The sequence below is a fragment of the Mesorhizobium sp. WSM4846 genome, assembly GCF_055811415.1.
This window is the reverse complement of the sequence record NZ_JBVVPZ010000055.1, coordinates 15,539-40,009: the sequence shown is the minus strand read 5'-3', so window position 1 is coordinate 40,009 and position 24,471 is coordinate 15,539. Positions and strand designations below refer to the sequence as shown.

Here is a 24,471-nt window from a genome sequence, read left to right as displayed (position 1 = left end):
CCCCCCCCCCCACGACAGGGGGAAAACTGTAACCCATGTATCCGGTTCAAAGTGTTACCCATCTATCAACTGGACACAGGCAGGTGAGGGCAGCGCAAGCGCCCGGAAAGGGGTGACGGGGCGGATTCAAAGCTGAAGTGATTCCTGACCCTGCACAAAAACTGCACAACATTGCGGAAAATCTCCTCGGACCCGCCTCGCTGCCTGCATTTCGGCCGGCGAAAAGGGCGCATGCAAGAGCGCGAAAAGCCCCGTTGGTCCCTGCCCCTCCGCGATGACGGTTGCTGGCTCATCGATCCGCCGCGTTCGGCGACTCTCTTTCCCTTCATCCGCAAATCTCCGCCCCCCGGCCGGATCAAAGCCGCTGAGAAAACCCGATCATGACATCGCTGCTTACCGCCGCGCCGGGCACTTGCGCGCGCTTCGGCGTTGCCGTCCTGCTTGCCGCGCTGGCCGATTTCTTCTTCTATGGACAGCCGGTCGGCATCACGCTCTTCCTGTTCGGCATGACGCTGGCCGCCGCGGCCGCGGCGCTCCAGCCGTCGATGCTCGGCGCCGGCCGGGCCTGGTTCAAACCCGTTGCCCTGCTTGTCGGGCTACTGCCGTTCCTTGAAAATGTCAGCGCGCTGTCCGTCGCGATCGGGCTTGCGGCGCTGGCCGTCTTTACGCTTTCGCTGGTCGGGCGGCTGCGGCGCGGATTTGCCCGCATTGCCGGCCAGGTCGCGCTGTTCCTGCTCGCAGCGCCGTTTCGGTTCGTCCACGATTTCGTCCGCTGGCGCAAGGCGGCGCGGCGGCTTGGCCGGCGGCGCATCGGCTTCGCGGCGATCGCCGTCTGGATCATGCCGCTGACCCTGGGCGCAGTGTTTCTGGCGCTGTTCGGCGCCGCCAATCCGGTTATCGAATACTGGCTGTCGTTGATCGATCTCCACGCACTGCTCGACCTCATCCAGCTGCCGCGGCTGGCCTTCTGGCTGGTCGTGCTTGCCGGCGTCTGGGCTTTTTTGCGCCCGCGCCTGCCGCGCTTCTTGCGCCGCATTGCGCGTCGGGTGACACCTGTCCCTGTCAGCGCGGTGACGACGACGACAAACCCCGCCAGGGCGATCGAGGACATCATCTTCGGCAAGGCCGCCATCCTTCGCGCGCTGGTCATCTTCAACATCCTGTTCGCGATGCAGACCGCGCTCGACGCCACCTATCTGTGGGGCGGCATCGCCCTGCCCGACGGGCTGACCTACGCCGCCTATGCGCATCGCGGCGCCTATCCGCTGATCGTCACGGCGCTGCTCGCCGCCGGTTTCGTGCTGGCGGCGCTCAGGCCGGGAAGTGCCACTTCCAGCGATCCGTTCATCCGCCGGCTGGTCTATGTCTGGGTGGCGCAGAACATCGTGCTGGTCATCTCGTCGATCCTGCGGCTTGAACTCTATGTCGGCATCTATGCGCTGACCTACTGGCGCGTCGCCGCCTTCGTCTGGATGGGGCTGGTGGCGGCGGGCCTTGCCCTGATCATCGCCCGCATCGCGCTCGGAAAATCCAATGAATGGCTGCTTTCCGCCAATCTTCTGACGCTATCGGCGACGCTTTATGCCTGCTCGTTCATCAATTTTGCCGCCCTGATCGCCAACTACAATGTCGAGCACTCCTTCGAAATGACCGGCCACGGAACCGAGCTCGATTTCTGGTACCTGCGTTCGCTCGGTCCCAGCGCCCGGCCGGCACTCGATCGCTTCCTCGAGCAGCAGGCCAGGACGAATGCGGCCAGCTTTTCCCCCTACCGCGAACTCGCCCGTTTGCTGGGACAGGACGAGGCCCGCTACCGCGCGGCCCAGGAAAACTGGCGCGCCTGGAGCTTTCGCGACTGGCGGCTCCTTCGCACTCTCGACACGTCTATCCCGTTCGTGGTTCCTCAGGGCTCCGAACCCTTCGTGCCGGGCCGCTGATCGATGCCGCATCACATCCTGATCGCCGACGATGATCCGCACATCCGCGAGATCATCTGTTTCGCGCTTGAAAAGGCCGGCATGAAAACGGTTGCGGTAGCCGACGGCGCCGCCGCCTTGCAGGCGATCGAGCGCCGCGCGCCCGACCTTGTCGTGCTCGACATCGGCATGCCGGAGATGGACGGGCTGGAGGTCTGCCGGCGGCTGCGGCACACATCGGATGTGCCGGTGCTGTTCCTGTCGGCGCGTGATGAAGAAATCGACCGCATCCTCGGGCTCGAAATGGGTGGCGACGACTATGTCACCAAGCCGTTCAGCCCGCGCGAGCTGGTCGCCCGCGTCAACGTCATCCTGCGGCGCGCCCGCCCGGCAAAAGCCGAACAGGCCGACGACAGGCAATTCTCGCATGGCAGACTGGCTTTGCTGCCGGCCAGCCACACCGCCAGCTTCGACGGCAGGCCGCTGGTGCTGACCTCGATCGAATTCGCCATCCTGAAGGGGTTTCTGGCGCGCCCGGCGCATGTGCTTGGGCGCGACATGGTGATGGCCAATGCCTATGCCGGCAACATCCATGTCGCCGACCGCACCGTCGACAGCCATATCCGCAACATCCGCGCCAAGCTGGCGGCGGCCGGCTGCACAGATGCGATCGAGACCGTGCATGGCGTCGGCTTCCGGCTGGGCCGGTGCGGCGCGTGACCGCGCAGAAATGGCGCCCGCGCCTCGCCACCATCGTTGTCGCCATCCTGATCATGGTGATGGCGCTGCCGCTGGTCGGCCTGTTCTTCTTCAGGCTCTACGAGAACCAGCTGATCCGCCAGACCGAGGCCGAGCTGATCGCGCAAGGCGCCGCCCTTGCCGCCATCCATGCGCAAGAGGTCCGCGCCGCGGGCATCGCGGCGGAAAAGCTCGGCGCGGCCGTGCCTGCCGACAGCGACAATCCGGACTCTCCCTACCGGCCGATCGAGCCGCGTCTCGATCTTGCGTCCGACAGGGTTCTGGCGACACGGCCCGCGGCGACGGCCGCCACCGTCGATCCCGCCTTCACGGCGATCGGCGCGCGGCTGTCGGGCATTCTTGCCGAGACGCAGAAAACCACGCTTGCCGGCTTCCGGCTGCTCGACCCCAAAGGCGTCGTCATCGCCGGACGCGAAGAGGTCGGCCTGTCGCTCGGCGCCGTCGGCGAGGTTCGCGCAGCCCTTGCCGGCCGCTATGCCAGCGCGCTCCGGCAGAGGGTTCCGAACCAGCCTTCACCTTCGCTCTATTCGGTCAGCCGCGGAACGAGAGTCCGCGTCTTCGTCGCCATGCCGGTCGCCGTCGACGGCAAGGTCGCCGGCGTCGTCTATCTGTCGCGGACGCCGAACAACATCGTCAAGCATCTTTATGGCGAGCGCGGCAAGGTGGTGCTGGCAGCGATCGCCATCCTCGGCGGCACGCTGCTCATCGGCCTGATCTTCCTGCGCACCGTCAGCCGGCCGATCTACGCGCTGATGGAGCGGACAAAGCGGATCGCCGCCGGTGATCGAGCAGCGATCAGGCCGCTCGACCATCATGGCACGCGCGAGATGGCAGCGCTGTCCGACGCTTTCCTCGAGATGGCCGAAAAGCTGCATGCGCGCTCCGACAGCATCCAGACCTTCGCCACCCATGTCTCGCACGAGCTCAAATCGCCGCTGACGGCGATCCAGGGGGCGGCCGAACTGCTGCGCGATTCGGGTAGCGCGATGCATGAGGCCGAGCGGCGGCGGTTTTCAGACAATATCGTCACCGACGCCGGGCGGCTCAATCTGCTGGTGCGCCGTCTGCTCGACCTGGCGCGCGCCGAAAATCTTGCGCCCAGCGGCGAAAGCACATCGCTCAGTGCGGCCCTGGCGCTGTTGCCGACCGCGGACAGGCTGGCGCTTCGTATTGAGGCCGGCGGCGAGACCGGCCTGCGCATCTCGGCCGAGAACGCGGCGATCGTGCTGGCCAATCTCATCGACAATTCGGCACGGCATGGCGCGACGCTGGTCTCGATCACGGCGGCGAGCGCAGGCGGCAGGGCGACGATCCAGGTGAGCGACGACGGCGCCGGCATTTCGGCCAGCAACCGGGCGCGCATTTTCGAGCCATTCTTCACCACACGCCGCGATTGCGGCGGCACCGGTATGGGCCTCGGCATCGTTCTGGCCCTCCTGAAAGCGCATGATGGCACGATCCGCCTGGTTGACTCCGAGCGCGGCGCGCGCTTCGAGATCATCTTGCCGGCTGCATGAATTGGAGCCTGAACCCGAAAACCGGCTTTCGGGATCATGCTTTGGAACTGGAGAAGCGAAAAGTGCGCTACGACGTCGTCATCATCGGCGGAGCCATCGTCGGCTCCTCGATCGCCTATTATCTGCGCGCGGAAGGGTTTTCAGGCTCGATCGCGCTGGTCGAGCGCGACCCGCAGTTCGCCCATGCGGCGACGACACTGTCCTGCGCTTCGATCCGCCAGCAGTTTTCGATTCCGGAAAACATCCGGCTGTCGCAGTTCACGTTGAAACTGTTCCGGCGGCTGACGGCAGAGTTCGGGGCCGACGCCGATATCGGCTTTCGCGAAGGCGGCTACCTCATCCTTGCCGGCGAGAACGGGTTGCCGATCCTCAAGGCCAATCACCAGACGCAGTTGGCCGAGGGCGCCGACATCGTGCTTGAGGATGCGGAGGCGCTCGTCCGCCGGTTTGCATGGCTGTCGGCCGAGGGCATCACCGCCGGCGCCTATGGCCGCACGGGCGAGGGCTGGTTCGACGCGCATGCCATGCTGATGCTGTTCCGCAAGGCGCTGCGCGAGAAAAAGATCGATTTCATCACCGCCGATGTGACCGGCATCGAACGGCAGGGCGATCGTGTCACCGGCGTCGGCCTCGACAATGGCGAAAGGCTCGACGCCGGCATCGTCGTCAACGCCGCCGGGCCGAATGCCGGAAAAGTTTCGGCAATGGCCGGTCTGGTGCTGCCGGTGGAACCGCGCAAGCGCAATGTCTTCATCTTCGAGGCGCGCGAGAAATATGACGACATGCCGCTGCTGGTCGATCCCTCGGGCATCTATGTCCGGCCGGAAGGCTCGGTCTACATCACCGGCGGGGCCGAACCGGAAGACGGCGACGGCCCCGCCGATCCCAGCGATTTCGAGCCCGACTGGCCGCTGTTCGAAGAGGTGATCTGGCCGGTGTTGGCGACCCGCATTCCGGCCTTCGAGGCGATCAAGCCGACGCGCGCCTGGGCCGGCCATTACGACTACAACACGCTCGACCAGAACGCGGTGATCGGCCCGCATCCGCAGGTCGGGAATTTCCTCTTCGCCAACGGTTTTTCCGGCCACGGCCTGCAGCAGGCGCCGGCGGTCGGCAAGGCGCTGGCCGAGCTGATCGTGCATGGCGGCTACCGCACGGTGGACTGCTCGGCGTTTGGGTACAGCCGTGTCGCTGAGGGGCGGGCTTTCAGGGAGTTGAATGTGATCTGACGCTGGTGGGCATCAAAGGGTTCCGCACCGCAAGGCCAGCCGTCAGCGCTCGCGGCCAAACCAGAACGCGTCCGCCATCCGCGTCATGCCGATCCGTTCGTAGAAGCCGACGGCGTCGGGCACGGAGATCAGTGACATGGCGACGGATGGCCCGAGCTGCCGCCGCGCTTCGTCGAGCAGGCCCTTGCCGATGCCGAGCCCTTGCGCCGATTTGCAGACGGCGAGCTCGGAAATATAGCACACCCACGAGAAGTCGGTGATGCCTCGGGCGAGGCCAATCAGCGGCTTGCCAGGCGCATCGAGGCGCGCCGTCAACACCAGATCTGCATTGGCAAGCATCGCCTTCAAACGGACGTCGTCATCGATGGGCCGAGTGACGCCGAGGCCGGATTCCACCAGCACGCGGCGGAACTCGGCTGCGTCGAGGTTCGGTTCGGTGGCGTAGAGTACTTTGGGACGTGTTGTCATGCCGGCCAAGGTGCACCATAGGGCGGCAACTTTGAAGCGGTCCGTGCTCTAGGACCAAAGCTTGCGAAAACAGCCGCCTTTTATTTGCCTGCAGCTTTGTGTAAACCGGGCGCCAATACATCCCCGCAGCGAAAAGAAGACGGGCAAGACCTATGGAAAAATTCACCAAGCTCACCGGCGTTGCCGCGCCGATGCCGATCGTCAATGTCGACACCGACATGATCATTCCCAAGGATTATCTCAAGACGATCAAGCGCACCGGGCTCGGCAGCGGACTGTTTGCCGAAATGCGCTACACGGACGACGGCTCGGAAAACCCCGACTTCGTGCTCAACAAGCCGGCCTACCGCAAGGCGCAGATCTTGGTCGCCGGCGACAATTTCGGCTGCGGCTCGTCGCGCGAGCATGCGCCGTGGGCGCTGCTCGACTTCGGCATACGCTGCGTCATCTCGACCTCGTTCGCCGACATTTTCTACAACAACTGCTTTAAAAACGGCATCCTGCCGATCACCGTCAGCCCGGAGGATCTGGACAAGCTGATGGACGACGCCTCGCGCGGCTCCAACGCAACCCTGTCGATCGACCTCGAAGCCAAGGAAATCCGCGGACCGGACGGCGGCGTGGTCACGTTCGACCTCGACGACTTCAAGCGGCACTGCCTCTTGAACGGGCTCGACGATATCGGCCTGACCATGGAGAAGGCCGACGCCATCGCCTCGTTCGAGAAGAAGAACGCCGAGCTGCGGCCCTGGGCCTGAACGGTACGATGACCCCGGCCGCGACAGGCCGGGTTCGTGGCGGCTGAACGGAGGGACAGTCATGACACGTTCGCTGCTTGCCGGCGCCTGGGCGCTGGCGTGGATTGTGATGCCGGTGGCTGGCGCGCATGCACAGACCGACACGGTGCTCGTGCCGGCTGACGATGCGTCCGGCGGGGCCGCCGACCTGGGCGCGTCGAGCAATGCGGCCCTGGCCGAGGATGACGGCCAAGCACCGATCCCGTTCGAGAATGGGCAGCTGACCATCACCCAGCAGGAAGACTATGGCGAGAAGGTGCTGGCCTATGACGGCAAGCAGCTGGCGCGCAATTACGATGTCTTCTTCGACAGGATTGTCGAGGTCGGCGGCGTCACGGTGGCCCTGGTCGATGTCGGCGACGGCGGCAATCAATGCGGTGCGGCCAAGGTGATCGTCTGGAAGCCGGAAGGCGGCACGATCCAGACGACCACCGTCGAGCAGGACGAATGCGGCGCACCGCCGGCCGCGCTATCCGACAGAACCATCTATTTCGTGCCCAATCTCTTGCCGGGCGAATCGAAGCCGGCGCTGCAATGGTCGCCGACCGGCGGGTTGTCGACCTCGGGCAACCTCGCCTACATGCCGGAGCCGGGTACCGGCTGGAAAGATGTCGACCCGACGAAATACGACAGCATCGTCGATGCCTTCCATAACGAGGCCATCTACAGGCAGGCGGCGACGCTGCTCGGCAAGGAGATGCCCGACATGGCGACCAGCCTGCTGGTCGGCGGCGGCACCGAGAAGACCGCCTCGGGCGTCTTCTACGCCAGCGGCTGCATCCCGCATGATTGCGGCGGCGATGACGGTTTCATGGCGATCGATTCGGCCAACCACAAGCTCTATTTCGCCCGCCGCGGCGACAAGATCGAGCCGGATGCGTGGCCGGCTGTGAACACGTGGCCGCCGGACGTCAGGGAAGCGATGGACAAGGCGCTCGGCTCGCCGAATTAGCTTCTCTGCTTCGTGCCTTCGTTCCCAAGGCGGGGCCGAGCGGCGGCAGTCGTAATCTTAGAGCATCGACAAAAAAGCCCGGCGCATGGCCGGGCTTTCCGTCGAATAAAGATTTGTATCACTCGCCGTCGATCGCCGTGGCGATGCGGGCGATGGCCTGTTGATAGTTGCTCGCGTCATTCCAGCCGGCAATTGCACCGAGATTCGCCTGCGCGCTGGCACCCGGCTGCCAACCATGAGCCTTGAGGAAGTTGGCGGTGGAAGCCAACGCAGTGGCCTTGTCGCGCAGATTTCCGCTGCCGACTCCGTATTTCAAGACATTTCCGGGCAGGAACTGCGTATGGCCAATCTCGCCATGCATGGCGCCGACCGACGAGGCGCTCAACGCGCCGCGATCAACCAGTTTCAGGGCTGCAACAGCATGCGGGTAGAAGAACTCCGGGCGGCGGCAATCATAGGCAAGCGTTACAATGGCAGAGACCGTATTCTGCTTGCCCAAGAAGGAACCGAAGCCAGTCTCCATCCCCCAGATGGCGAGCAACACACCCGGCGTCACGCCGTAGGTCCGTTCGATCTTGTCGAACAGCGCCGCGTTCGACTTCTTCAGCGAACGGCCCTTGGAAATGATCGTGGACGCGCCACGGCGCTTCATGAAAGCTTCCACCGAACCACCGAAAGCCTTGTGGATCGCGCGGTCGGCGGCGATCGTCCTTTTTGCGTAGGTCGCGCTAGCCAGAGCGGCGAGACCCTTCGAGCCTACACCGCTGGCCCTTGCTTCCTGCGAGAACTCCGCCTTCCACGCTTCGAAGCCCGCGCCATTATTGCCGCATTGGGCGGCCTGTGCCGCTGTTGCCGCCGCAAGCATCATCGATGCCGCCGCTGCGAAAATCTTTGCCTTGGCAAAAAATGCCATGTTGCTCTCCTGGTTGCCTGAATCTTGTCCCGAATACGAATTTGCCAGCGAAACGCCCGCTTGTCACCGTTGGAGCGACGTGCGTCCGCCTGGATGCAGTACGCTCCAACACTTGCATCTGCACATCGTGCTTTCCGAGAATCGGAACCGATTTTCGGGGCCGATGCGCTAAGAACTCGTTTACGCATCCTCGCCGCAGCGCTGGCGAATGCCGGACAACTTGCTTACGATCAAGTAATTATTGTGGCGGGGGGCTAGAATATTCATGGAAGACGTTGACGTCGTGGTCATCGGCGCCGGCTCGGCGGGACTTTCCGCCGCCAAGACCCTGCGTGCGGCCGGCCTTTCCTTCAAGCTGGTCGAAGCGATGAACCGTATCGGCGGCCGCGCCTGGACCAGCGATCAGCATTTCGGCGTTCCTTTCGACATCGGCTGCGCCTGGCTGCACGCGGCCGACCGCAATCCCTACTTTCCCGAGGCGCAAGCTGGCCGCTGGACGCTTCATCATCACGACATGAATATCGACCATCTCTATTATCGCAACCGAAAGGCGAGCGAGGACGAAGAGGCCGCGATGAAGGCGGCCGATGTCAGGCTGTTCGAGCTGCTGGCGGCGCATGAGGTCAAGATTGGTGACGACGACCGTCTTTCGGCGTTGCTCGCCAAAGGCCATGCGCCGCGCGCCGCCGCCACCTTTGCCGGGCCGATGGACTTTGGCGCCGACGAGGACGAGATATCGATCCGCGACTTTCAGGCCGCCGCCGATCTCGATCCGAACTACTTCACCAAGGAGGGGTTCGGCGCGCTGGTCGCCCGTTTCGGCGCCGACGTGCCGGTCGAGCTGTCGACGCCGGTGCGGAAAATCCTCTGGGACGTGCCCGGCGTCGCCTGCGTCACCGATCGCGGCACCATCCGCGCCAAGGCGGTCATCGTCACCGCCTCGCCGGCGGTGCTCGCCTTCGAGGAGATCGAATTCGCGCCAGCGTTGCCCGACACGCATTTCGCTGCCTTCTTCGACCTGCCGATGGGCATGCTGACCAAGCTGCCGGTTGAGATCAGGGGCACAAGGCTCGGGCTGGCGCCCTTCGACGACCTGCTGATCGAGCGGCTGGCCAGGCACGACATCTACTTCCTTTGCTTTCCCTTCGACCTCGACCTGATGGTCGGCTTCGTCGGCGGCGATTTCGCCTGGGAGATGTCGGCGGCGGGCGAGGCGGCAGGCGTCGACTTCGTCGTCGACCGGCTGTGCGCCATCTTCGGCGGCGACGTGCGAAAACATGTCGGGCGCGCCATGATGACCAATTGGGGCGGCGAGCGGTTCGTGCGCGGCGCCTATGCGGCGGCCCGACCTGGCCGTTCGCAGGCGCGCGCCACGCTGATGCAGCCAGTGGCGGAAAAAATCTTCTTCGCCGGCGAGCATTTGGCCGGTCCGCTGATGCAGACCTGCGGCGGCGCCAGGCTGTCGGGCGAGGCGGTGGCGAGAACGGTCGCCGCCCAGCTTGCGGCAAAATAGCAAGGGCAGGAACGCCGGTCGCCGACAGGCGTTTGGGCGATATGCCGCTGCGCACTATATCCGGGCCTGATGATTTGAGACTTGGTGATTTGAGATCTGGTGATTCGAGATCGGTATGAAGCTCTTCGATTGCCCGCATTGCGGCCACCGCCTCTATTTCGAGAACGCCCAGTGCCTGAACTGCGCCAGCCCCGTGCTTTACGATGCCGGGCATGCGCGCTTCGTGCTGTCTGGCGCCGGCGGCGTTTTCCAGTGCACCAATGCCGACGAGTGCGCCTGCAACTGGATGGCGGAACCTGGCCATGCCTTCTGCCGCGCCTGCGCGCTGAACCAGCTGATCCCGGACCTTTCGGTCGAGGGCAACCGCCGTCGCTGGATCCGCGTCGAAGCGGCAAAGAAGCGGGCAATCTATTCGCTGCTCGCCGCCGGACTGCCGGTCGCACCCAAGCAGAACGCCGGCGACGAGGCTGGCCTCGCCTTCGACTTTCTCGCCGATCCGATCGGCGGTCCGGGTGGCGCGCGCATCCTGACCGGCCATGACAACGGCCTGATCACACTCAATGTCGCCGAGGCGGATTCGGCCGAGCGCGAAAGACGGCGCGTCGAGATGGGCGAGAACTATCGCACTTTGCTCGGCCATTTCCGCCATGAGCTCGGCCACTATTACTGGGACCGCCTGATCCGCGACGACCCGCAACGGCTTGCCGCCTTCCGCACATTGTTCGGCGACGAGCGCGCCGATTACGAGCAGGCGCTGAAGGCCTACCATGCCAATGGCGCGGCGCCCGACTGGCAGCAGGACCACATTTCCGCCTATGCCACGTCCCATCCCTGGGAGGACTGGGCCGAGACATGGGCACACCATCTGCACATCACCGATACGCTGGAGATGGTGCATGCGCTGAATTTCCCGCTCGGCCGGCTGGAAACCATGGAGGCCAACGACCTGTCGCGGGGCGACACCGGCGGCGAGCTGCAACCGGCGCCGTCGGAACCTGCCGCCGTTCCCGAACCGTTCGAAAAGATCCTGGCCCGCTGGCTGGTGCTGTCGGAAGCGTCCAACTCGATCAACCGCTGCATGGGCCTGCCGGACCTCTATCCCTTCGTCATCTCGGAGCTGACGGCACAGAAGCTGGCCTTCGTCCATGAACTCCTGACCGGAGTCGTGAAAGAAACCGGAACAAAACGTGAGCCGGCCGAGGCGTTTTAGCCGGAACGCATGAGGTCTTGTTTCGTTTTCGTTCGCGAGGGACCATCAACACGGAGCGAAACCATGAAGCGCATACTGTTTCCTGCTGTCGCCGGAGCGCTTGTCGCCATGTCCGGCACAGCCTTGGCCGATACCGCCGTTTCGGCGGTCGCCGATCTCAACATTCGCGCCGGCCCAGGGCCGCAATACCCAGTCATCGGCGTGCTCGCCGCCGGCCAGTCGGCAACGCTCGATGGCTGCATCCAAAACAGCAAATGGTGCACCATAGCCGAGGCCAATGGCCAAGGCTGGATCTATTCCGACTATGTGACGGCCGATTTCGGCGGCAACGAGGTCGTCCTGACCCGGCGCCCGGCCGACGCAGACATTACCATCGTCGAAGCCCCCGCCGATGTCGACGATCCCGACATCTATACCGGAGCGATCGTCGCTGGCGAGCCGATCGAGCCGATCAGGCGGCCGCCGGCCGAAGTCCGCACCTACATCGAGACCAACCGGGTCGACCCGGTTTATCTCGAGGGCGAGGTGGTTACCGGCGCGACCTTGCCCGATACCGTCGAGTTGCGCGAGATTCCGGACTATGACTACCGCTATGTCTATGTGAACGGTCAGCCGGCACTGGTCGACCCCGGCACCCGACGCATCATGTACGTCGAGCGCTGACGGTGCCGAACAGGGCAATCGCCTCGGACAATTGACGGAATCCATGCTCGTTGGAGACCACCAATTGTCGAGATTGGCGCCGCCCCTCATCGTCCTGCCCGTCCTCCGCAGCAGCTGCGCTGCAGCTGCGGAGGGTGGACCTTGCAAGGCTGGCGGCTAGCGATTGCGCGGCACGACCCGATCGAATAGATCATGCGACCCGAAGCACCAGCCTGTGAGCCCGCGTGATAGACCCTGCCGCCTTCGAGCGCTATCGGCATACTCCCAACGCCAAGACGACCCTGCCGCGGCTCCTGCTCGGAACGGCGATCGTCGTCCTGTTCTGGGTCGCGACGACCGTCGCCGTGCTGTTCGGCGGCGCCTATTTCTTCGTCGTCTGGCAAGCATCGTCCGGCGCCCCGATGGAAGGAGGGGCGGTGCAGAATTTCATGGCCTCGCCCACCGGGATCCTCGCCGCGCTCGCCTCCTTTGCCGGAATCTGGCTCGGCCTGTGGGCTGCCATGCGCTGGGTCCATCGCGAGCCGCTGATGGCGCTGATCGGCACCAGCCGCCGCGTTTCGCGCTCGGGATTTTTTAGGGGATTGGCCGCGGTGCTGGTCACATCGCTGCTCTCCGAAATCCTGCTCTATCTCTTGCAGCCCGACATTGCGCGCGGTGCGATCGCCCTGTCGTCGTGGCTGCTGTTCCTGATCCCGATCGCCGCGCTGACCCTGCTGCAGACGTCGTCCGAAGAGGTGCTGTTTCGCGGCTATCTCCTCAGGGGCCTGGCCAACCGGTTTCAAAACCCCTTCATCTGGGCGCTGCTGCCAGGACTTCTGTTCACTGCGATGCATTGGAACCCAGGCTCGACGACCGCCATCAACGCCTGCGTGCTGGCCTCGATCGCCGCTTTTGCGCTGCTCCTGACGCTTGTGGTCTATGCCACGGGCAATCTCGGCGCGGCCTTCGGCGCCCACCTCGGCAACAATCTGACCGGCTTCCTGCTGATTTCGCACCAGCAAAGCTACAATTCCTTCGCCCTGTTCAACGCCAAGCCGCTCGAAGGCCCCGGCTGGACGACGCTTGATGCCGTCCTCATCGCGGCGATCGGCATCGTCTGCAGCCTGTTGACCGTTCTGCTGCTGTTGCACCCGCGCTCGCCGCTGAAGGTCGAGCCGGATTTTTCGCACCCCGGCGGCCCAAGATGATGCGCATCACGCTGGTGGTGCTGCCATAAACCGAACCGGCCCGGTTCAGCGTATTCGGCCCCGCACCTTGACTCCGCGGCCGATTTCCTGTCTACAGCCCGCGAATTCCGCGACGAGTATCCCTCCGAGCAAGCCGACCGGGACGCCGAAGCCTGTTTGAGGCGACGTGCTGTAAATCGATCCTGGAGGCCAACATCCGGCAGCGCTGTGCGCCCCCGGGTGCTTTTTGGCTTTGGGCTTTTGCCTGGACAGCTTGGGTTGGATACTGGGCGCGAACGCATTACCTCTCGGGCATCATCCGGGTGCCAGGGAAAAGGAAAAAGAATGTTTGAATCGCTACAGGAACGTCTTGGTTCGATCCTGAACGGCCTCACCGGCCGCGGCGCCCTGTCCGAGGCCGATGTCTCGGCGGCGCTGCGCGAGGTGCGCCGTGCGCTGCTCGAGGCCGACGTGGCGCTGGAAGTGGTGCGTTCCTTCACCGACAAGGTGCGCGAAAAGGCCGTCGGCGCCGCTGTGCTGAAGTCGATCAAGCCCGGGCAGATGGTCGTCAAGATCGTCCATGACGAGCTGGTCGGGATGCTGGGCGCCGAGGGCGTCGCCATCGACCTCAATGCACCGGCTCCGGTCGTCATCATGATGGTCGGCCTGCAGGGTTCCGGCAAGACCACGACATCGGCCAAGATCGCCAAGCGTCTCACCGAGCGTCAGAACAAGAAGGTCCTGATGGCCTCGCTCGACACGCGGCGTCCCGCCGCGCAGGAGCAGCTCCGTCAGCTCGGCGAGCAGGTCAAGGTCGCCACGCTGCCGATCGTCGAGGGCCAGACGCCGGTCGACATCGCCCGCCGCGCCGTGCAGGCGGCAAAGCTCGGCGGCCATGACGTTGTCATCCTCGACACCGCCGGCCGCACCCATATAGACGAGCCGCTGATGGTCGAGATGGCCGACATCAAGAAGGTCTCGTCGCCGCACGAAATCCTTTTGGTCGCCGATTCGCTGACCGGCCAGGATGCCGTCAATCTGGCAAAAAGCTTCGATGAGCGCGTCGGCATCACCGGCCTGGTGCTGACCCGTATGGATGGCGACGGCCGTGGTGGTGCGTCACTTTCCATGCGCGCCGTCACCGGCAAGCCGATCAAGCTGATCGGCACCGGCGAGAAAATGGACGGGCTGGAGGAATTCCATCCCAAGCGCATCGCCGACCGCATTCTCGGCATGGGAGACATCATCAGCCTCGTCGAAAAGGCTGCCGAAAACATCGACGCCGAGCAGGCGGCGGCGATGGCCAAGAAGATGCAGTCGGGCAAGTTCGACCTGAACGATCTTGCCGGCCAGCTTCAGCAGATGTCGAAGATGGGCGGCATGGGCGGCATCATGGGCATGATGCCGGGCATGGGCAAGATGAAGGACCAGATGGCTGCCGCCGGTCTCGACGACAAGATGTTCGGCCGCCAGCTCGCCATCATCTCGTCGATGACCAAGGCCGAGCGCGCCAACCCCGATATTCTGAAGCACTCGCGCAAGAAGCGCATCGCCGCAGGCTCCGGCACCGATGCGGCCGAGATCAACAAGCTCCTGAAGATGCACCGCGGCATGGCCGACATGATGAAAGCGATGGGCGGCAAGGGCAAAGGCGGTGGCCTGATGCGTGGCATGATGGGCGGTCTGGCCCAGAAGATGGGCCTCGGCGGCATGATGCCAGGGGGCATGGGTGGCCCGGGCGGCATGATGGGCGGCGGCATGCCGGACCTGTCCAGAATGGACCCCAAGCAGCTCGAAGCCTTGCAGAAGCAGGCACAGGCAGCCGGTCTCGGCGGCATGAAGGGTCTTCCCGGTGGCCTCCCAGGTGGCGGTGGTCTGCCTGGGCTGCCCGGCGGCATGAAGCTTCCTGGTTTGCCAGGATCCGGCGGCGGTCTGCCAATGCTCGGCAAGAACGCTCCTGGCAAGAAGAAGTGAGGGCGCGATGAACGAAGAGAAGGACATGGCCGACGCACGCGTGGCGCTGGTCGACTACCGCGCCTCGATCGACAACATCGACGCGGCGCTCATCCACATGCTGGCCGAGCGTTTCCGCTGCACCAAGGCGGTCGGCGAGCTGAAGGCATCGCATGGCCTGCCGCCGGCCGATCCGGCGCGCGAGCAGCAGCAGATCGCCCGCCTTCGCCAACTGGCGAAGGACGCCCATCTCGACCCGGATTTCGCGGAGAAATTCCTGAACTTCGTCGTCCGCGAAGTGATCCGCCATCACGAGCATATCGCCGCATCCAACGGCGGAACGAAAACCGGCTGAGGACCAGCCGTAAACCCGAAATCAGCGTTTTTAGGAGAAAAGAAATGCCATTGAAAATCCGACTGGCCCGTGCGGGCTCGAAAAAGCGTCCCTATTACCACGTCGTCGTCGCCGACGCCCGTTCGCCGCGCGACGGCCGTTTCATCGAGTCGCTCGGCTCGTGGAACCCGCTGCTGCCCAAGGACGGCGAGCGGGTCAGGGTCGACGCCGACCGCGTCAAGCATTGGCTCTCGCACGGCGCCCAGCCGACCGACCGCGTGCTGCGCTTCCTCGACGAGGCCGGCATCGCCAAGCGTGAAGCCCGCTCCAATCCGAAGAAGGCCGAGCCCGGCAAGAAGGCGCAGGAGCGCGCCGCACTTCTGAAGAAGGCGCAGGACGATGCAGCCGCCGCTGTTGCCGCCGCGGCAGCCGCGCCGGCCGAGGCGGAAGCCGCGACCGCCGAATAATCCGCTTTTTATCGCCTACGGAACGGCGGGCGCTTTGCCCGCCGTTTTATTTCGTCGGAGCTAAACGCGGCCCGATCAATAGCCTGCCGGGCAGCGGGCGATGTAGACGCGTCCATAGCGATCGCGATAGCGGCACCGGCCGGGTTCGGTAGCACGACCGATCAGTGCGCCGGCGACGGCGCCGACAGCACCACCAACAACAGCTCCCTCCACCGGATCATTTGCAACGGCAGCGCCGACAGCAGCGCCACCCAGGCCACCGACCGCGGCGCCCTGTTCCGTCCGCGAACAGGCTGCGAGCGAGGTTGCCAATATCATCAGGACCACCAGTTTCTTCATCGTCGCTCCTCCCAAATGGGGTTTTCCGTCCTCACCCCACCTCGTCTAACTCGCAACCGGGCGATTTGATCCAAGGGCAAGGAAGAGGGTGGCGGCAGATGGCCCTCTCTCTGGCGGCGCGACCGCCATCGAACGGCTTTTGACGCCGCCGCTATCGGCTGAGCGGGATCAGCGAGCGCACCCCGGGATTGCGCAGGAAAAGGCCGCCCCACAGAATGAGGCCGAGATAGACGCCGAACAATGTGTGCGAGAATAGCGGGCTGCCAAGACGCGCGTGGGTCGCGATGGCGCCGCCGAGATAGGCGGTGAGCAGGACGGCGCACCGAGGTGCGCGGCACCGCGTAGAGCGCGGTCGAGACCAGCCCGACGATGCCGAGCATGCGCGAGACATCGGGATCGGCCGGCCAGCCGAGTTGCACCATGGTCTGGGTGACGATATCGAGCGGCGGCAGCTTGATGACGCCGTCGAAGGTCATGAACAGCACGATGAGGGCGCTGAGCCCTCGGCCGGTCCACAGCGCGCTCGGCGTGACGGATGCTGTTTGAGACATGGTCATTGGTCCTCCGGTTGTTTCGAGCCCTCTTGGCGAGGGTCGAACCAAGGACGCGGCGTGAGGCGGCGATCCGACACGACTATGATTTTTCCAAGCGCACGGTGCTTCGGTGAGCGCGGGAACAAACCCTAGGAAAAATAGTATTTTTTGGCGGGGATCATTTTTGGCGGCGCTTCGCCGAGCGCCTCGAACACCGAGATTTCACAGACGCGGCACAGACCGTCGAGGGCGAGATCGTTGGCCTCGGTGCCGAACGGGTCCTCGAGTTCCTCCGAAAGCGCGTCAAGGCCGAAGAAAGTGTAGGCGATCAGCGCCGTGAACAGCGGCGTCGCCCAACCGGCAGTCGAGGCCAGCCCAAACGGCAGCAGCAGGCAGAAGATATAGGCGGTGCGTTGCAACAGCAGCGTGTAGGCAAACGGAAGCGGTGTTCCCATGATGCGCTCGCAGCCGGCCTGTGCTGCGGCGATTTGCGACAGGCGCTCGTCGAGAATGCGGTAGCCCATGACATCGATTGCGCCGGCCCTGTACAACGCCGCGGCTCGCTCGCCCATCCGCCGTAGCATGGCGTCTGGCGGGTTGGCCAGCTTGGCAGCACTTTCGGCCGCTTCATCGATGAACGCGCGTGCTTCGGTCGTGGCATCGACCCGCCGAAGCAGGCCGCGCAGGAAGTGACAGAAGGCGATCGCCTCCATCAGCAGCCCGCGCAGTTCGACCCGATCCTCGATCAACCCGGTGCTGGCGCGCGCCAGATTGCGAATGTCGAACACAAGCTGGCCCCACAGCTTGCGCGCCTCCCACCAGCGGTCATAGGCGGCATTGTTACGGAAGCCGAGATAGATCGACAGCGCCACACCGAGCAAGGCGAGCGGCGCGGGCCCGGCATTGCCGAGGTCAAGCTGCAGGGCCCTGACCGCCAGCACCACCAGTGCGCCATAAATGCCGAAGCCGAAGATCTGCGGCAGGATGCGCGGCACCACCGAGCCGCGCATGATGAAGAACAGATGCAAAAATCCCGGGCGCGGGCGAACGATCATCGAAACCCCTTTCACGGACCGGCAATGATCCTGATCGGTTCCATTGTGCGACGCAATACACGCACAAGCCCAGCCGCCAGCGACACGGCGATGTCGTCTTGCCGGTTTGAGGGCAGAGCAGGGCCAGGTGATGCCGGCCCGACGCGACCTAACTGAGGCGCCGGTGCCGCCCCTCATCCGCCTGCCGGCACCTTCTCCCCGTGAACGGGGAGAAGGGAGCTAACCGGCCGAAGGCCGAGCCCGCGACTGCGGGCCGCCGGTCGTCCGGCGCCCCCGCGGGGGGCCCGCCGCGGCAGCGGCGATACGGCCCGTGAGCGAGAAGTTACGCCGCCTTCTTCTTCGGTTGGATCAGCCCGCGCTCGATCAGCAATTCGGCGATCTGCACTGCGTTGAGTGCCGCGCCCTTGCGAAGATTGTCGGAGACGATCCACATCGACAGCCCGTTGTCGACGGTCGAATCCTCGCGGATGCGCGAGATGAAAGTCGCGTCCTCGCCGGCCGAGTCCAGCGGCGTGATGTAGCCACCGTCCTCGCGCTTGTCGAGAACCTGGCAGCCCGGCGCTTCGCGCAGGATCTCACGTGCTTCATCGGCGGTGATCGGCTTTTCGAATTCGATATTGACCGCTTCCGAATGGCCGATGAACACCGGCACGCGCACGCAGGTCGCCGTCAGCTTGATCTTGGGATCGAGCATCTTCTTGGTCTCGGCGACCATCTTCCATTCTTCCTTGGTGAAGCCGTCGTCGAGGAAGACGTCGATGTGCGGGATGACGTTGAAGGCGATGCGCTTGGTGAACTTCTTGACGTCGACCTGGTCGGCGACGAACACCGCGCGGGTCTGCGTGAACAGCTCGTCCATGCCTTCCTTGCCGGCGCCGGACACCGATTGATAGGTGGCGACGACGACGCGCTTGATGGTGGCGAAGTCATGCAGCGGCTTCAGCGCCACGACCAGCTGCGCCGTCGAGCAGTTCGGGTTGGCGATGATGTTCTTGCGGGTGAACAGCGAAATCGCGTCCGGGTTCACCTCCGGCACGATCAGCGGCACGTCCTGGTCGTAGCGGAAGGCCGACGAATTATCGATCACGACGCAGCCCTGCTTGCCGATCTTCGGCGACCATTCCTTCGACACGTTGCCGCCGGCCGACATGATGCAGATGTCGGTATCGGAAAAATCATATTGGTCGAGCGCCCTGACCTTCAGCGTGCGATCGCCGAACGACACTTCAGTGCCCTGGCTGCGCCGCGAGGCCAACGCCACCACCTCGCTCACCGGAAAGCCGCGCTCTTCCAGTATGTTGAGCATTTCCCGACCCACGTTGCCCGTGGCGCCGACGATTGCAACCTTGAAACTCATCGAAATCTCCTGTCCTCTCCGCTCGGTTTCTTTGGAGAAAACCCGCCGGCCGATGCGGGTTTCAACCCCCGGGCCGGACCCGGGAGAGGGTGGTTAGGCCAAGGGAATCAGACCGTTTTTGTGGTCGTTTTACCGGTTTTTTTGGCCAAGAACGTGGTTTTTCTGGAACGAGCAGACGCGCCGAGACGCCCGGCCCAATGGTTCGCATTGCGGCCGGGGACGTCGAAGGCAAGAAGCGCCATCAAAAGGCCGCGCATCGAAACTACCCCATTCGGTGCCGGCTTTTACGCAGTTTGCGTAAAGAGTCAATCGCGACCCGGCGAGGCGGCTTGCCCTGTACAATGGCGGCGGCACGAAGTACGAACGATTGGATCGTTTGGCTCGTGGCGCTCCTGGCGCTCGCCTACGGATGACCCATTGCCGGGCATAAAAGAATCCGAATTCCGAAAGAGTGAAATGTCCAATTTCGAAGCACTTGTCCCCGCGCTGGCAAAGGCGCTGGAAAAACGCGGCTATGTCGAGCTGACGCCGGTGCAGAAGGCGGTTCTCGAGCTCGGGCAGGCCGATGCGCTGGTTTCCGCCCAGACCGGCTCCGGCAAGACCGTCGCCTTCGGGCTGGCTCTGGCGCCGACCCTTCTCGACGGCGCCGAGCGCTTTTCCCATGCCGCCGCACCGCTGGCGCTGGCCGTGGCGCCGACGCGGGAGCTTGCTTTGCAGGTGACGCGCGAGCTCGAATGGCTCTACGAACTGACCGGCGCAGCGATAGCGTCCTGCGTCGGCGGCATGGACATGCGCACCGAGCGCCGCACGCTGGAGCGTGGCGCCCATATCGTTGTCGGCACGCCCGGCCGACTGCGCGACCACATCACCCGCAATTCGCTCGACATGTCCGAGCTGAAGGCAGTGGTGCTGGACGAGGCCGACGAGATGCTCGATCTCGGCTTTCGCGAGGATCTGGAATTCATCCTCGACGCCGCGCCGGCCGAGCGCCGCACCTTGATGTTTTCGGCCACCGTGCCGCGCGCCATCGCCACGCTGGCCAAGGGCTACCAGCGCGATGCGGTGCGCATCTCGGCTGCCGGCGAGGAAAAGCAGCATCTCGACATCGAATACCGGGCGCTGAGCGTAGCCCAGGCCGACCGGGAAAATGCCATCATCAACGTGCTGCGCTATTACGAGGCGAAGAACGCACTGGTGTTCTGCAACACGCGCGCTGCCGTCAATCACCTGACCGCGCGCTTCAACAACCGCAACTTTTCCGTCGTCGCGCTTTCGGGCGAGCTGAGCCAGAACGAGCGCAGCCACGCGCTGCAGGCGATGCGCGACGGCCGCGCCAAAGTCTGCATCGCCACCGATGTGGCGGCGCGCGGCATCGACCTGCCCAACCTCGAACTGGTGATCCACGCCGACCTGCCGACCAATCCGGAGACACTTCTGCACCGAAGCGGGCGGACGGGGCGGGCGGGACGCAAGGGTGTCAGCGCGCTGATCGTGCCCAACAATGCCCGCAGGCGCACCGAACGGCTGCTGCAAAGCGCTGGCCTTGCGGCGACTTGGGCAAGCCCGCCTTCGGCCGACGACGTCCTGCGCCGCGACGACGAGCGCATCCTCGCCGACCCGGTTTTCAGCGAGCCTGTGACGGATGATGAACGCGGCTTCATCAATGCGCTTCTTGAGCAGCACGGCCCCGATCAGGTGGCCGCCGCCTTCGTGCGTCTGTGCCGCTCCAGCCGCTCGGCGCCCGAGGATCTCCTAGACGTCGCTCCGTTCACGCCATCGGGCGACAGGCCCTCTGGCGACAGATCTGCCCGTCGCGACGAGGCGCCAAGCCGCCGCGACGATTTCGGCGACAGCGTCTGGTTCTCGCTGTCGGTGGGACGCAGGCAGAATGCCGAGCCGCGCTGGCTGATCCCGATGCTATGCAGGACCGGCGGCATCTCCAAGCGCGAGATCGGCGCCATCAAGATGCAGCCGGAGGAAACCTTCGTGCAGATCGCGGCGGATTGGGCCGACCGGTTTCTCCAGACGATCGGGCCCGACCGCAAGCTGCAGAACAACATCGCAGTGAAGCGGCTGGACGGCACGCCCGACCTGTCGCGAGCCGGCTATCAGGAGCCTCGGCCGGACAAGAAGCCGCACCGCGGCAAGCGGACGTTCGACCAGAACGCGCCCAAATTCGAGAAGCGCGCACCGTCAGCCGATCAGCGCCCCGCCGCATTCGAGGCAAAGCCCTGGGCCGGGAAGGCAAGCAAGCCGAAATTCGACAAGGCCGGACCCGCCAAGAGCAAGAAAGGGAAGAAGCGGCCGGCTTAGCGATTTGCCGGCATCCTTGGCTTGTCATGGCCTGCAAGGGCTGGCCCTCGCCAAGGCAATCGATTCAGACTTCCACGGTTGGTAGTCTTCAACACGAGTGGCGCGCTATCTTTTGTCTGAAGCGATGCTCCCGCGCCTGTACCCCTTGCGGTCTGCCGCAACTTTGAACAGTCTGGCCAGCGGGACGAGGGGCAGGGCATGCGCGGCGAAGTGCTTCATTATGACGAGGACCAGGGTTTTGGTTTCATCAACGGAGCCGACGGCAACCGCTACACGTTCGCGCGCGAGGATCTGCGCCGAGCGGCGACGATAGGCAGGGGCACGGCCATCGAGTTCCAGCCGGCTGGCGGACGGGCACGCGACGTTTTTTTGGTCCGCGCCCAAACCGCCAGTCCGACGGACGCAACCGTGGCCCCGTCTCAGGCCGGCAATGCGCCCGTGGCGCCGCAACATTTCGGCCGTTTCGCCGAAAATGCTCCCGCCACCGACCTTTGGAGCTACTTCCGGCGGGGCCTGACTGAAAATTACTTCAATTTCTCCGGCCGTGCCCGCCGCAAGGAATATGGGGGCTATTGCCTGTTCTGGACGATCGCGCTGATCGTGGTCGTCGGCGTCGGCCTCTTCATCGACGACGCCATGGGCGATCTTGACGAATTGCCGGCAGCGACGGTCGGTCTTTGCGGCGCGTTTGTGCTGGCGACAATCCCGCCTTGGATCGGACTGAACGTGCGTCGCCTGCACGACATCGGCCTGACCGGCTGGCTTTTTCTGGCGGTGCTCATCCCGACCATCGGCTGGCTGATCATCCTGGTCTTCGCGCTGATCCCAACGCAGGCCAGTGAAAACCAGTGGGGCCCGGTGCCGGCGGGCGTCAGGGCCTAGCAGCTCGACACAACGATTTTGAGGGGCTGGAAGCCGGGCGGACGTCGACCGCCACAGGGTCAGCCCAGGAACCTGGCGATGATCGCGTCGCCCATCTCAGCGGTGCCGACCTCGGTCATGCCAGGGGAAAGAATATCCCTGGTGCGCAAGCCCTGGTCGAGCACGGCGGCGATGGCGCTTTCCAGGCGATCGGCCTCGGTCACCATGCTGAAGGAATAGCGCATGCACATGGCGAAGGAGGCGATCATGGCGATCGGGTTCGCGATGCCCTTGCCCGCGATGTCGGGCGCCGAACCGTGCACCGGCTCGTAGAGCGCCTTGCGCTTTTTCGTCCTGGCATCCGGCGCGCCGAGCGACGCCGACGGCAGCATGCCGATCGAGCCGGTCAGCATGGCGGCGATGTCGGACAGCATGTCGCCGAACAGATTGTCGGTGACGATGACGTCGAATTGTTTCGGCCAGCGCACCAGCTGCATGCCGCCGGCATCGGCCAGCATGTGGTCGAGCTTGACGTCGCCATATCTGGCCTTGTGCGTCTGCGTGACGACCTCGTTCCACAGCACGCCCGACTTCATCACATTGCGCTTTTCCATCGAGGTGACGTGGTTCTTGCGCGTGCGTGCCAGCTCGAAGGCGACGCCCGAGATGCGCTCGATCTCGAAGGTGTCGTAGACCTGGGTGTCGATGCCGCGCTTCTGGCCGTTGCCGAGATCGATGATCTGCTTCGGCTCGCCGAAATAGACGCCGCCGGTGAGCTCGCGAACGATCAGAATGTCGAGCCCTTCGACCACCTCCTGCTTGAGCGAGGAGGATGCCGCCAGCGCCGGATAGCAGATGGCCGGCCTGAGATTGGCGAACAGCTCCATGTCCTTGCGCAGCCGCAGCAGTCCGGCTTCCGGGCGCACCTCATACGGCACCGCATCCCATTTCGGCCCGCCGACGGCGCCGAACAGCACCGCGTCGGCGGCCATCGCCTTGGCCATGTCGGCATCGGAAATCGCCGCGCCATGCGCGTCATAGGCGCAGCCGCCGACCAGCCCCTCATCGGTGACAAAACCGCTGTTGAGCTTGACGTTCATGGCGGCGATCAGCTTCGTCACTTCGGCCATCGCCTCGGGGCCGATGCCATCGCCGGCGAGCAGGAGAAGATTTTTCGAAGCCATCCTGAACCATCCTAACTGTGGCGCATGAAATCGGAATCGATTTCGGAAAGGATCATGCGCAGAAACAAAATTCTACAGCGTCCTTTGCGCGGCCAAAGGATGCGCGGCGCTGTCGTGAGCCGCGGCCTTGCTAAACGCCCAGTGGGCTATGCGCAAGCCTTTGGTTCAGAGCATGTTTGTCGATGATCGCGCCTCGACAAGGTCGCGCAAGCTCCTGCACCGTCGCCGAACTCAGCGCTTCAGTGCCGTCACTTCGATCTCGATTTTCATTTCCGGCTTGTTGAGCTGGCAGACGATCATCGTTGCCGCCGGCCTGATGTCGCCAAACACCTCGCCGAGGAGCGGAAAGACGATGTCGACGAAAGCCGCGTCGGTGATGTAGTAATGCGCCCGCACCACATCGGCCATCTCGAAGCCGCCATCCTGCAACGCCTCGGCAATCGTTGCCAGGCAATTGCGCGTCTGCGCCTCGACCGTCTCCGGCATCGACATGGTCGCATAGTCGTAGCCGGTCGTTCCAGAAACGAAACACCAGTCGCCCTGTACCACCGCGCGTGAATAACCGGCGGCCTTCTCGAAGGGCGAGCCGGTGGAGATCAGTTTTCGCATGGTTCCCTCGCATATTCTTCAGGCGATATTGAGCTGAAGAAGTGCCTTCCGGCTAGGGCCAGGCGGGGGTGGATCGACAGTGCAAAACCGTTATAGGCAGGCATGTCGGCCCTGCGTTCGATCGCAGCGAGGTCGAGCGAGGCGGCTCGAACTCCTCAAGGCCCAGCGGAACAGGCATCGGCCAACGCAGTGATCTCCGTCCCGGAAGCCGAGCGGCAGCGAACGTCGTTCAGCGGCGATTTCATGGCAGGGCGCAATGACATTCGAGATTGGCCGAAACATCCTCCACTTCGTCATCCCAGGGCGAAGCAAGGAGCGACGCGACGCGGCGCAGACCCTTGGATCCATGCCGTCACCTCGCGG

Annotated in this window: 23 protein-coding genes and 1 pseudogene; 15 read left to right on the top strand and 9 right to left on the bottom strand. The window is 64.3% G+C overall.

Annotated elements, in window-relative coordinates; all coding sequences use genetic code 11:
• Nucleotides 1-380 precede the first annotated feature (380 nt).
• The 4 genes from AC0L15_RS29845 (at nt 381) to AC0L15_RS29830 (ending at nt 5,421) form a co-directional block, all read left to right on the top strand.
• The gene (locus AC0L15_RS29845; RefSeq protein ID WP_287248175.1) at nt 381-1,937 is read left to right on the top strand and encodes a DUF4153 domain-containing protein; all 1,557 of its coding nucleotides are present in this window, start codon (nt 381-383) and stop codon (nt 1,935-1,937) included.
• A gap of 3 nt (nt 1,938-1,940) precedes the next feature.
• Nucleotides 1,941-2,636: a response regulator transcription factor gene (locus tag AC0L15_RS29840; protein WP_287248177.1), complete on the top strand. Its 696-nt coding sequence runs from the start codon at nt 1,941-1,943 to the stop codon at nt 2,634-2,636.
• Nucleotides 2,637-2,695: 59 nt separating this feature from the next.
• Nucleotides 2,696-4,192: an ATP-binding protein gene (locus AC0L15_RS29835; RefSeq protein ID WP_287248410.1), complete on the top strand. Its 1,497-nt coding sequence runs from the start codon at nt 2,696-2,698 to the stop codon at nt 4,190-4,192.
• Between the two features lie 62 nt (nt 4,193-4,254).
• Entirely contained in the window at nt 4,255-5,421 is a 1,167-nt protein-coding gene (locus AC0L15_RS29830) for an NAD(P)/FAD-dependent oxidoreductase (protein ID WP_287248179.1), read from the top strand.
• 42 nt (nt 5,422-5,463) lie between these two features.
• Here the strand turns inward: AC0L15_RS29830 and AC0L15_RS29825 are convergent, their stop codons facing one another.
• Nucleotides 5,464-5,889 carry a GNAT family N-acetyltransferase gene (locus tag AC0L15_RS29825; protein ID WP_023803775.1) on the bottom strand — a complete coding sequence of 142 codons (426 nt, stop codon included), beginning with the start codon at nt 5,887-5,889 and terminating at the stop codon, nt 5,464-5,466.
• 152 nt (nt 5,890-6,041) lie between these two features.
• Between AC0L15_RS29825 and leuD the strand changes: the two genes are divergently transcribed.
• Together leuD and AC0L15_RS29815 are read left to right on the top strand one after the other, a co-directional pair.
• Complete coding sequence (gene leuD / locus AC0L15_RS29820) at nt 6,042-6,647, top strand: 3-isopropylmalate dehydratase small subunit (RefSeq protein WP_287075163.1); 606 nt, start codon at nt 6,042-6,044, stop codon at nt 6,645-6,647.
• Between the two features lie 61 nt (nt 6,648-6,708).
• Nucleotides 6,709-7,638, top strand: coding sequence for a hypothetical protein (locus AC0L15_RS29815; RefSeq protein WP_287248182.1), 930 nt, complete (start codon nt 6,709-6,711; stop codon nt 7,636-7,638).
• Nucleotides 7,639-7,756: 118 nt separating this feature from the next.
• On the opposite strand, the gene AC0L15_RS29810 is transcribed toward AC0L15_RS29815, so the two are convergent.
• A complete protein-coding gene (locus AC0L15_RS29810) occupies nt 7,757-8,551 on the bottom strand; it encodes a lytic murein transglycosylase (RefSeq protein ID WP_128187775.1) in 795 nt (264 codons plus the stop codon).
• Between the two features lie 265 nt (nt 8,552-8,816).
• Between AC0L15_RS29810 and AC0L15_RS29805 the strand changes: the two genes are divergently transcribed.
• From AC0L15_RS29805 to rpsP, 7 genes are all read left to right on the top strand, one after another.
• A complete protein-coding gene (locus tag AC0L15_RS29805; RefSeq protein WP_287248184.1) occupies nt 8,817-10,064 on the top strand; it encodes a flavin monoamine oxidase family protein in 1,248 nt (415 codons plus the stop codon).
• Nucleotides 10,065-10,179: 115 nt separating this feature from the next.
• A complete protein-coding gene (locus tag AC0L15_RS29800) occupies nt 10,180-11,274 on the top strand; it encodes a zinc-binding metallopeptidase family protein (RefSeq protein WP_473497969.1) in 1,095 nt (364 codons plus the stop codon).
• Between the two features lie 63 nt (nt 11,275-11,337).
• Nucleotides 11,338-11,937: a DUF1236 domain-containing protein gene (locus AC0L15_RS29795; protein WP_023803769.1), complete on the top strand. Its 600-nt coding sequence runs from the start codon at nt 11,338-11,340 to the stop codon at nt 11,935-11,937.
• 224 nt (nt 11,938-12,161) lie between these two features.
• A complete protein-coding gene (locus AC0L15_RS29790; RefSeq protein ID WP_287075174.1) occupies nt 12,162-13,124 on the top strand; it encodes a CPBP family intramembrane glutamic endopeptidase in 963 nt (320 codons plus the stop codon).
• Between the two features lie 324 nt (nt 13,125-13,448).
• Nucleotides 13,449-15,077, top strand: coding sequence for a signal recognition particle protein (gene ffh, locus AC0L15_RS29785; RefSeq protein ID WP_287068019.1), 1,629 nt, complete (start codon nt 13,449-13,451; stop codon nt 15,075-15,077).
• A gap of 7 nt (nt 15,078-15,084) precedes the next feature.
• Entirely contained in the window at nt 15,085-15,411 is a 327-nt protein-coding gene (locus tag AC0L15_RS29780; protein WP_128187784.1) for a chorismate mutase, read from the top strand.
• A 44-nt stretch (nt 15,412-15,455) separates the two neighbouring features.
• Nucleotides 15,456-15,857, top strand: a complete 402-nt coding sequence (gene rpsP, locus AC0L15_RS29775; protein WP_287248188.1) for a 30S ribosomal protein S16 — start codon at nt 15,456-15,458, stop codon at nt 15,855-15,857.
• A 75-nt stretch (nt 15,858-15,932) separates the two neighbouring features.
• Here rpsP and AC0L15_RS29770 read toward each other — a convergent pair whose 3' ends face one another.
• The 5 genes and pseudogenes from AC0L15_RS29770 to AC0L15_RS29750 all read right to left on the bottom strand — a co-directional run bounded on the left by AC0L15_RS29770 (nt 15,933) and on the right by AC0L15_RS29750 (nt 19,398).
• Nucleotides 15,933-16,196 carry a YMGG-like glycine zipper-containing protein gene (locus AC0L15_RS29770; RefSeq protein WP_027153677.1) on the bottom strand — a complete coding sequence of 88 codons (264 nt, stop codon included), beginning with the start codon at nt 16,194-16,196 and terminating at the stop codon, nt 15,933-15,935.
• A gap of 151 nt (nt 16,197-16,347) precedes the next feature.
• Nucleotides 16,348-16,753, bottom strand: a pseudogene (locus tag AC0L15_RS29765) (DoxX family protein).
• Between the two features lie 125 nt (nt 16,754-16,878).
• The gene (locus tag AC0L15_RS29760) at nt 16,879-17,784 is read right to left on the bottom strand and encodes a bestrophin family protein (RefSeq protein WP_023803762.1); all 906 of its coding nucleotides are present in this window, start codon (nt 17,782-17,784) and stop codon (nt 16,879-16,881) included.
• A gap of 322 nt (nt 17,785-18,106) precedes the next feature.
• Nucleotides 18,107-19,141, bottom strand: coding sequence for an aspartate-semialdehyde dehydrogenase (locus tag AC0L15_RS29755; protein WP_287137813.1), 1,035 nt, complete (start codon nt 19,139-19,141; stop codon nt 18,107-18,109).
• A 107-nt stretch (nt 19,142-19,248) separates the two neighbouring features.
• Complete coding sequence (locus AC0L15_RS29750; RefSeq protein WP_287248191.1) at nt 19,249-19,398, bottom strand: hypothetical protein; 150 nt, start codon at nt 19,396-19,398, stop codon at nt 19,249-19,251.
• 199 nt (nt 19,399-19,597) lie between these two features.
• Here AC0L15_RS29750 and AC0L15_RS29745 point away from each other — a divergent pair, with 199 nt between their 5' ends.
• Together AC0L15_RS29745 and AC0L15_RS29740 are read left to right on the top strand one after the other, a co-directional pair.
• Nucleotides 19,598-21,454: a DEAD/DEAH box helicase gene (locus AC0L15_RS29745; protein ID WP_287248192.1), complete on the top strand. Its 1,857-nt coding sequence runs from the start codon at nt 19,598-19,600 to the stop codon at nt 21,452-21,454.
• 198 nt (nt 21,455-21,652) lie between these two features.
• Nucleotides 21,653-22,336, top strand: a complete 684-nt coding sequence (locus AC0L15_RS29740) for a DUF805 domain-containing protein (protein WP_287248194.1) — start codon at nt 21,653-21,655, stop codon at nt 22,334-22,336.
• Between the two features lie 59 nt (nt 22,337-22,395).
• Here AC0L15_RS29740 and leuB read toward each other — a convergent pair whose 3' ends face one another.
• Complete coding sequence (gene leuB / locus AC0L15_RS29735) at nt 22,396-23,499, bottom strand: 3-isopropylmalate dehydrogenase (RefSeq protein WP_287248195.1); 1,104 nt, start codon at nt 23,497-23,499, stop codon at nt 22,396-22,398.
• Between the two features lie 231 nt (nt 23,500-23,730).
• Entirely contained in the window at nt 23,731-24,108 is a 378-nt protein-coding gene (locus AC0L15_RS29730) for a RidA family protein (protein ID WP_287194726.1), read from the bottom strand.
• Nucleotides 24,109-24,471: the final 363 nt, after the last annotated feature.

Excerpts from the sequence above, each read along its gene's own strand:
- AC0L15_RS29750 (WP_287248191.1), bottom strand. The coding sequence starts at position 19,398 with ATGCGCGGCCTTTTGATGGCGCTTCTTGCCTTCGACGTCCCCGGCCGC.
- AC0L15_RS29780 (WP_128187784.1), top strand. The coding sequence starts at position 15,085 with ATGAACGAAGAGAAGGACATGGCCGACGCACGCGTGGCGCTGGTCGAC.
- AC0L15_RS29810 (WP_128187775.1), bottom strand. The coding sequence starts at position 8,551 with ATGGCATTTTTTGCCAAGGCAAAGATTTTCGCAGCGGCGGCATCGATG.
- AC0L15_RS29730 (WP_287194726.1), bottom strand. The coding sequence starts at position 24,108 with ATGCGAAAACTGATCTCCACCGGCTCGCCCTTCGAGAAGGCCGCCGGT.
- leuD (WP_287075163.1), top strand. The coding sequence starts at position 6,042 with ATGGAAAAATTCACCAAGCTCACCGGCGTTGCCGCGCCGATGCCGATC.
- AC0L15_RS29815 (WP_287248182.1), top strand. The coding sequence starts at position 6,709 with ATGACACGTTCGCTGCTTGCCGGCGCCTGGGCGCTGGCGTGGATTGTG.
- AC0L15_RS29745 (WP_287248192.1), top strand. The coding sequence starts at position 19,598 with ATGTCCAATTTCGAAGCACTTGTCCCCGCGCTGGCAAAGGCGCTGGAA.
- leuB (WP_287248195.1), bottom strand. The coding sequence starts at position 23,499 with ATGGCTTCGAAAAATCTTCTCCTGCTCGCCGGCGATGGCATCGGCCCC.
- AC0L15_RS29840 (WP_287248177.1), top strand. The coding sequence starts at position 1,941 with ATGCCGCATCACATCCTGATCGCCGACGATGATCCGCACATCCGCGAG.
- AC0L15_RS29825 (WP_023803775.1), bottom strand. The coding sequence starts at position 5,889 with ATGACAACACGTCCCAAAGTACTCTACGCCACCGAACCGAACCTCGAC.
- AC0L15_RS29835 (WP_287248410.1), top strand. The coding sequence starts at position 2,696 with ATGGCGCTGCCGCTGGTCGGCCTGTTCTTCTTCAGGCTCTACGAGAAC.
- AC0L15_RS29755 (WP_287137813.1), bottom strand. The coding sequence starts at position 19,141 with ATGAGTTTCAAGGTTGCAATCGTCGGCGCCACGGGCAACGTGGGTCGG.
- AC0L15_RS29795 (WP_023803769.1), top strand. The coding sequence starts at position 11,338 with ATGAAGCGCATACTGTTTCCTGCTGTCGCCGGAGCGCTTGTCGCCATG.
- AC0L15_RS29770 (WP_027153677.1), bottom strand. The coding sequence starts at position 16,196 with ATGAAGAAACTGGTGGTCCTGATGATATTGGCAACCTCGCTCGCAGCC.
- AC0L15_RS29845 (WP_287248175.1), top strand. The coding sequence starts at position 381 with ATGACATCGCTGCTTACCGCCGCGCCGGGCACTTGCGCGCGCTTCGGC.
- AC0L15_RS29740 (WP_287248194.1), top strand. The coding sequence starts at position 21,653 with ATGCGCGGCGAAGTGCTTCATTATGACGAGGACCAGGGTTTTGGTTTC.
- ffh (WP_287068019.1), top strand. The coding sequence starts at position 13,449 with ATGTTTGAATCGCTACAGGAACGTCTTGGTTCGATCCTGAACGGCCTC.
- AC0L15_RS29800 (WP_473497969.1), top strand. The coding sequence starts at position 10,180 with ATGAAGCTCTTCGATTGCCCGCATTGCGGCCACCGCCTCTATTTCGAG.
- rpsP (WP_287248188.1), top strand. The coding sequence starts at position 15,456 with ATGCCATTGAAAATCCGACTGGCCCGTGCGGGCTCGAAAAAGCGTCCC.
- AC0L15_RS29805 (WP_287248184.1), top strand. The coding sequence starts at position 8,817 with ATGGAAGACGTTGACGTCGTGGTCATCGGCGCCGGCTCGGCGGGACTT.
- AC0L15_RS29760 (WP_023803762.1), bottom strand. The coding sequence starts at position 17,784 with ATGATCGTTCGCCCGCGCCCGGGATTTTTGCATCTGTTCTTCATCATG.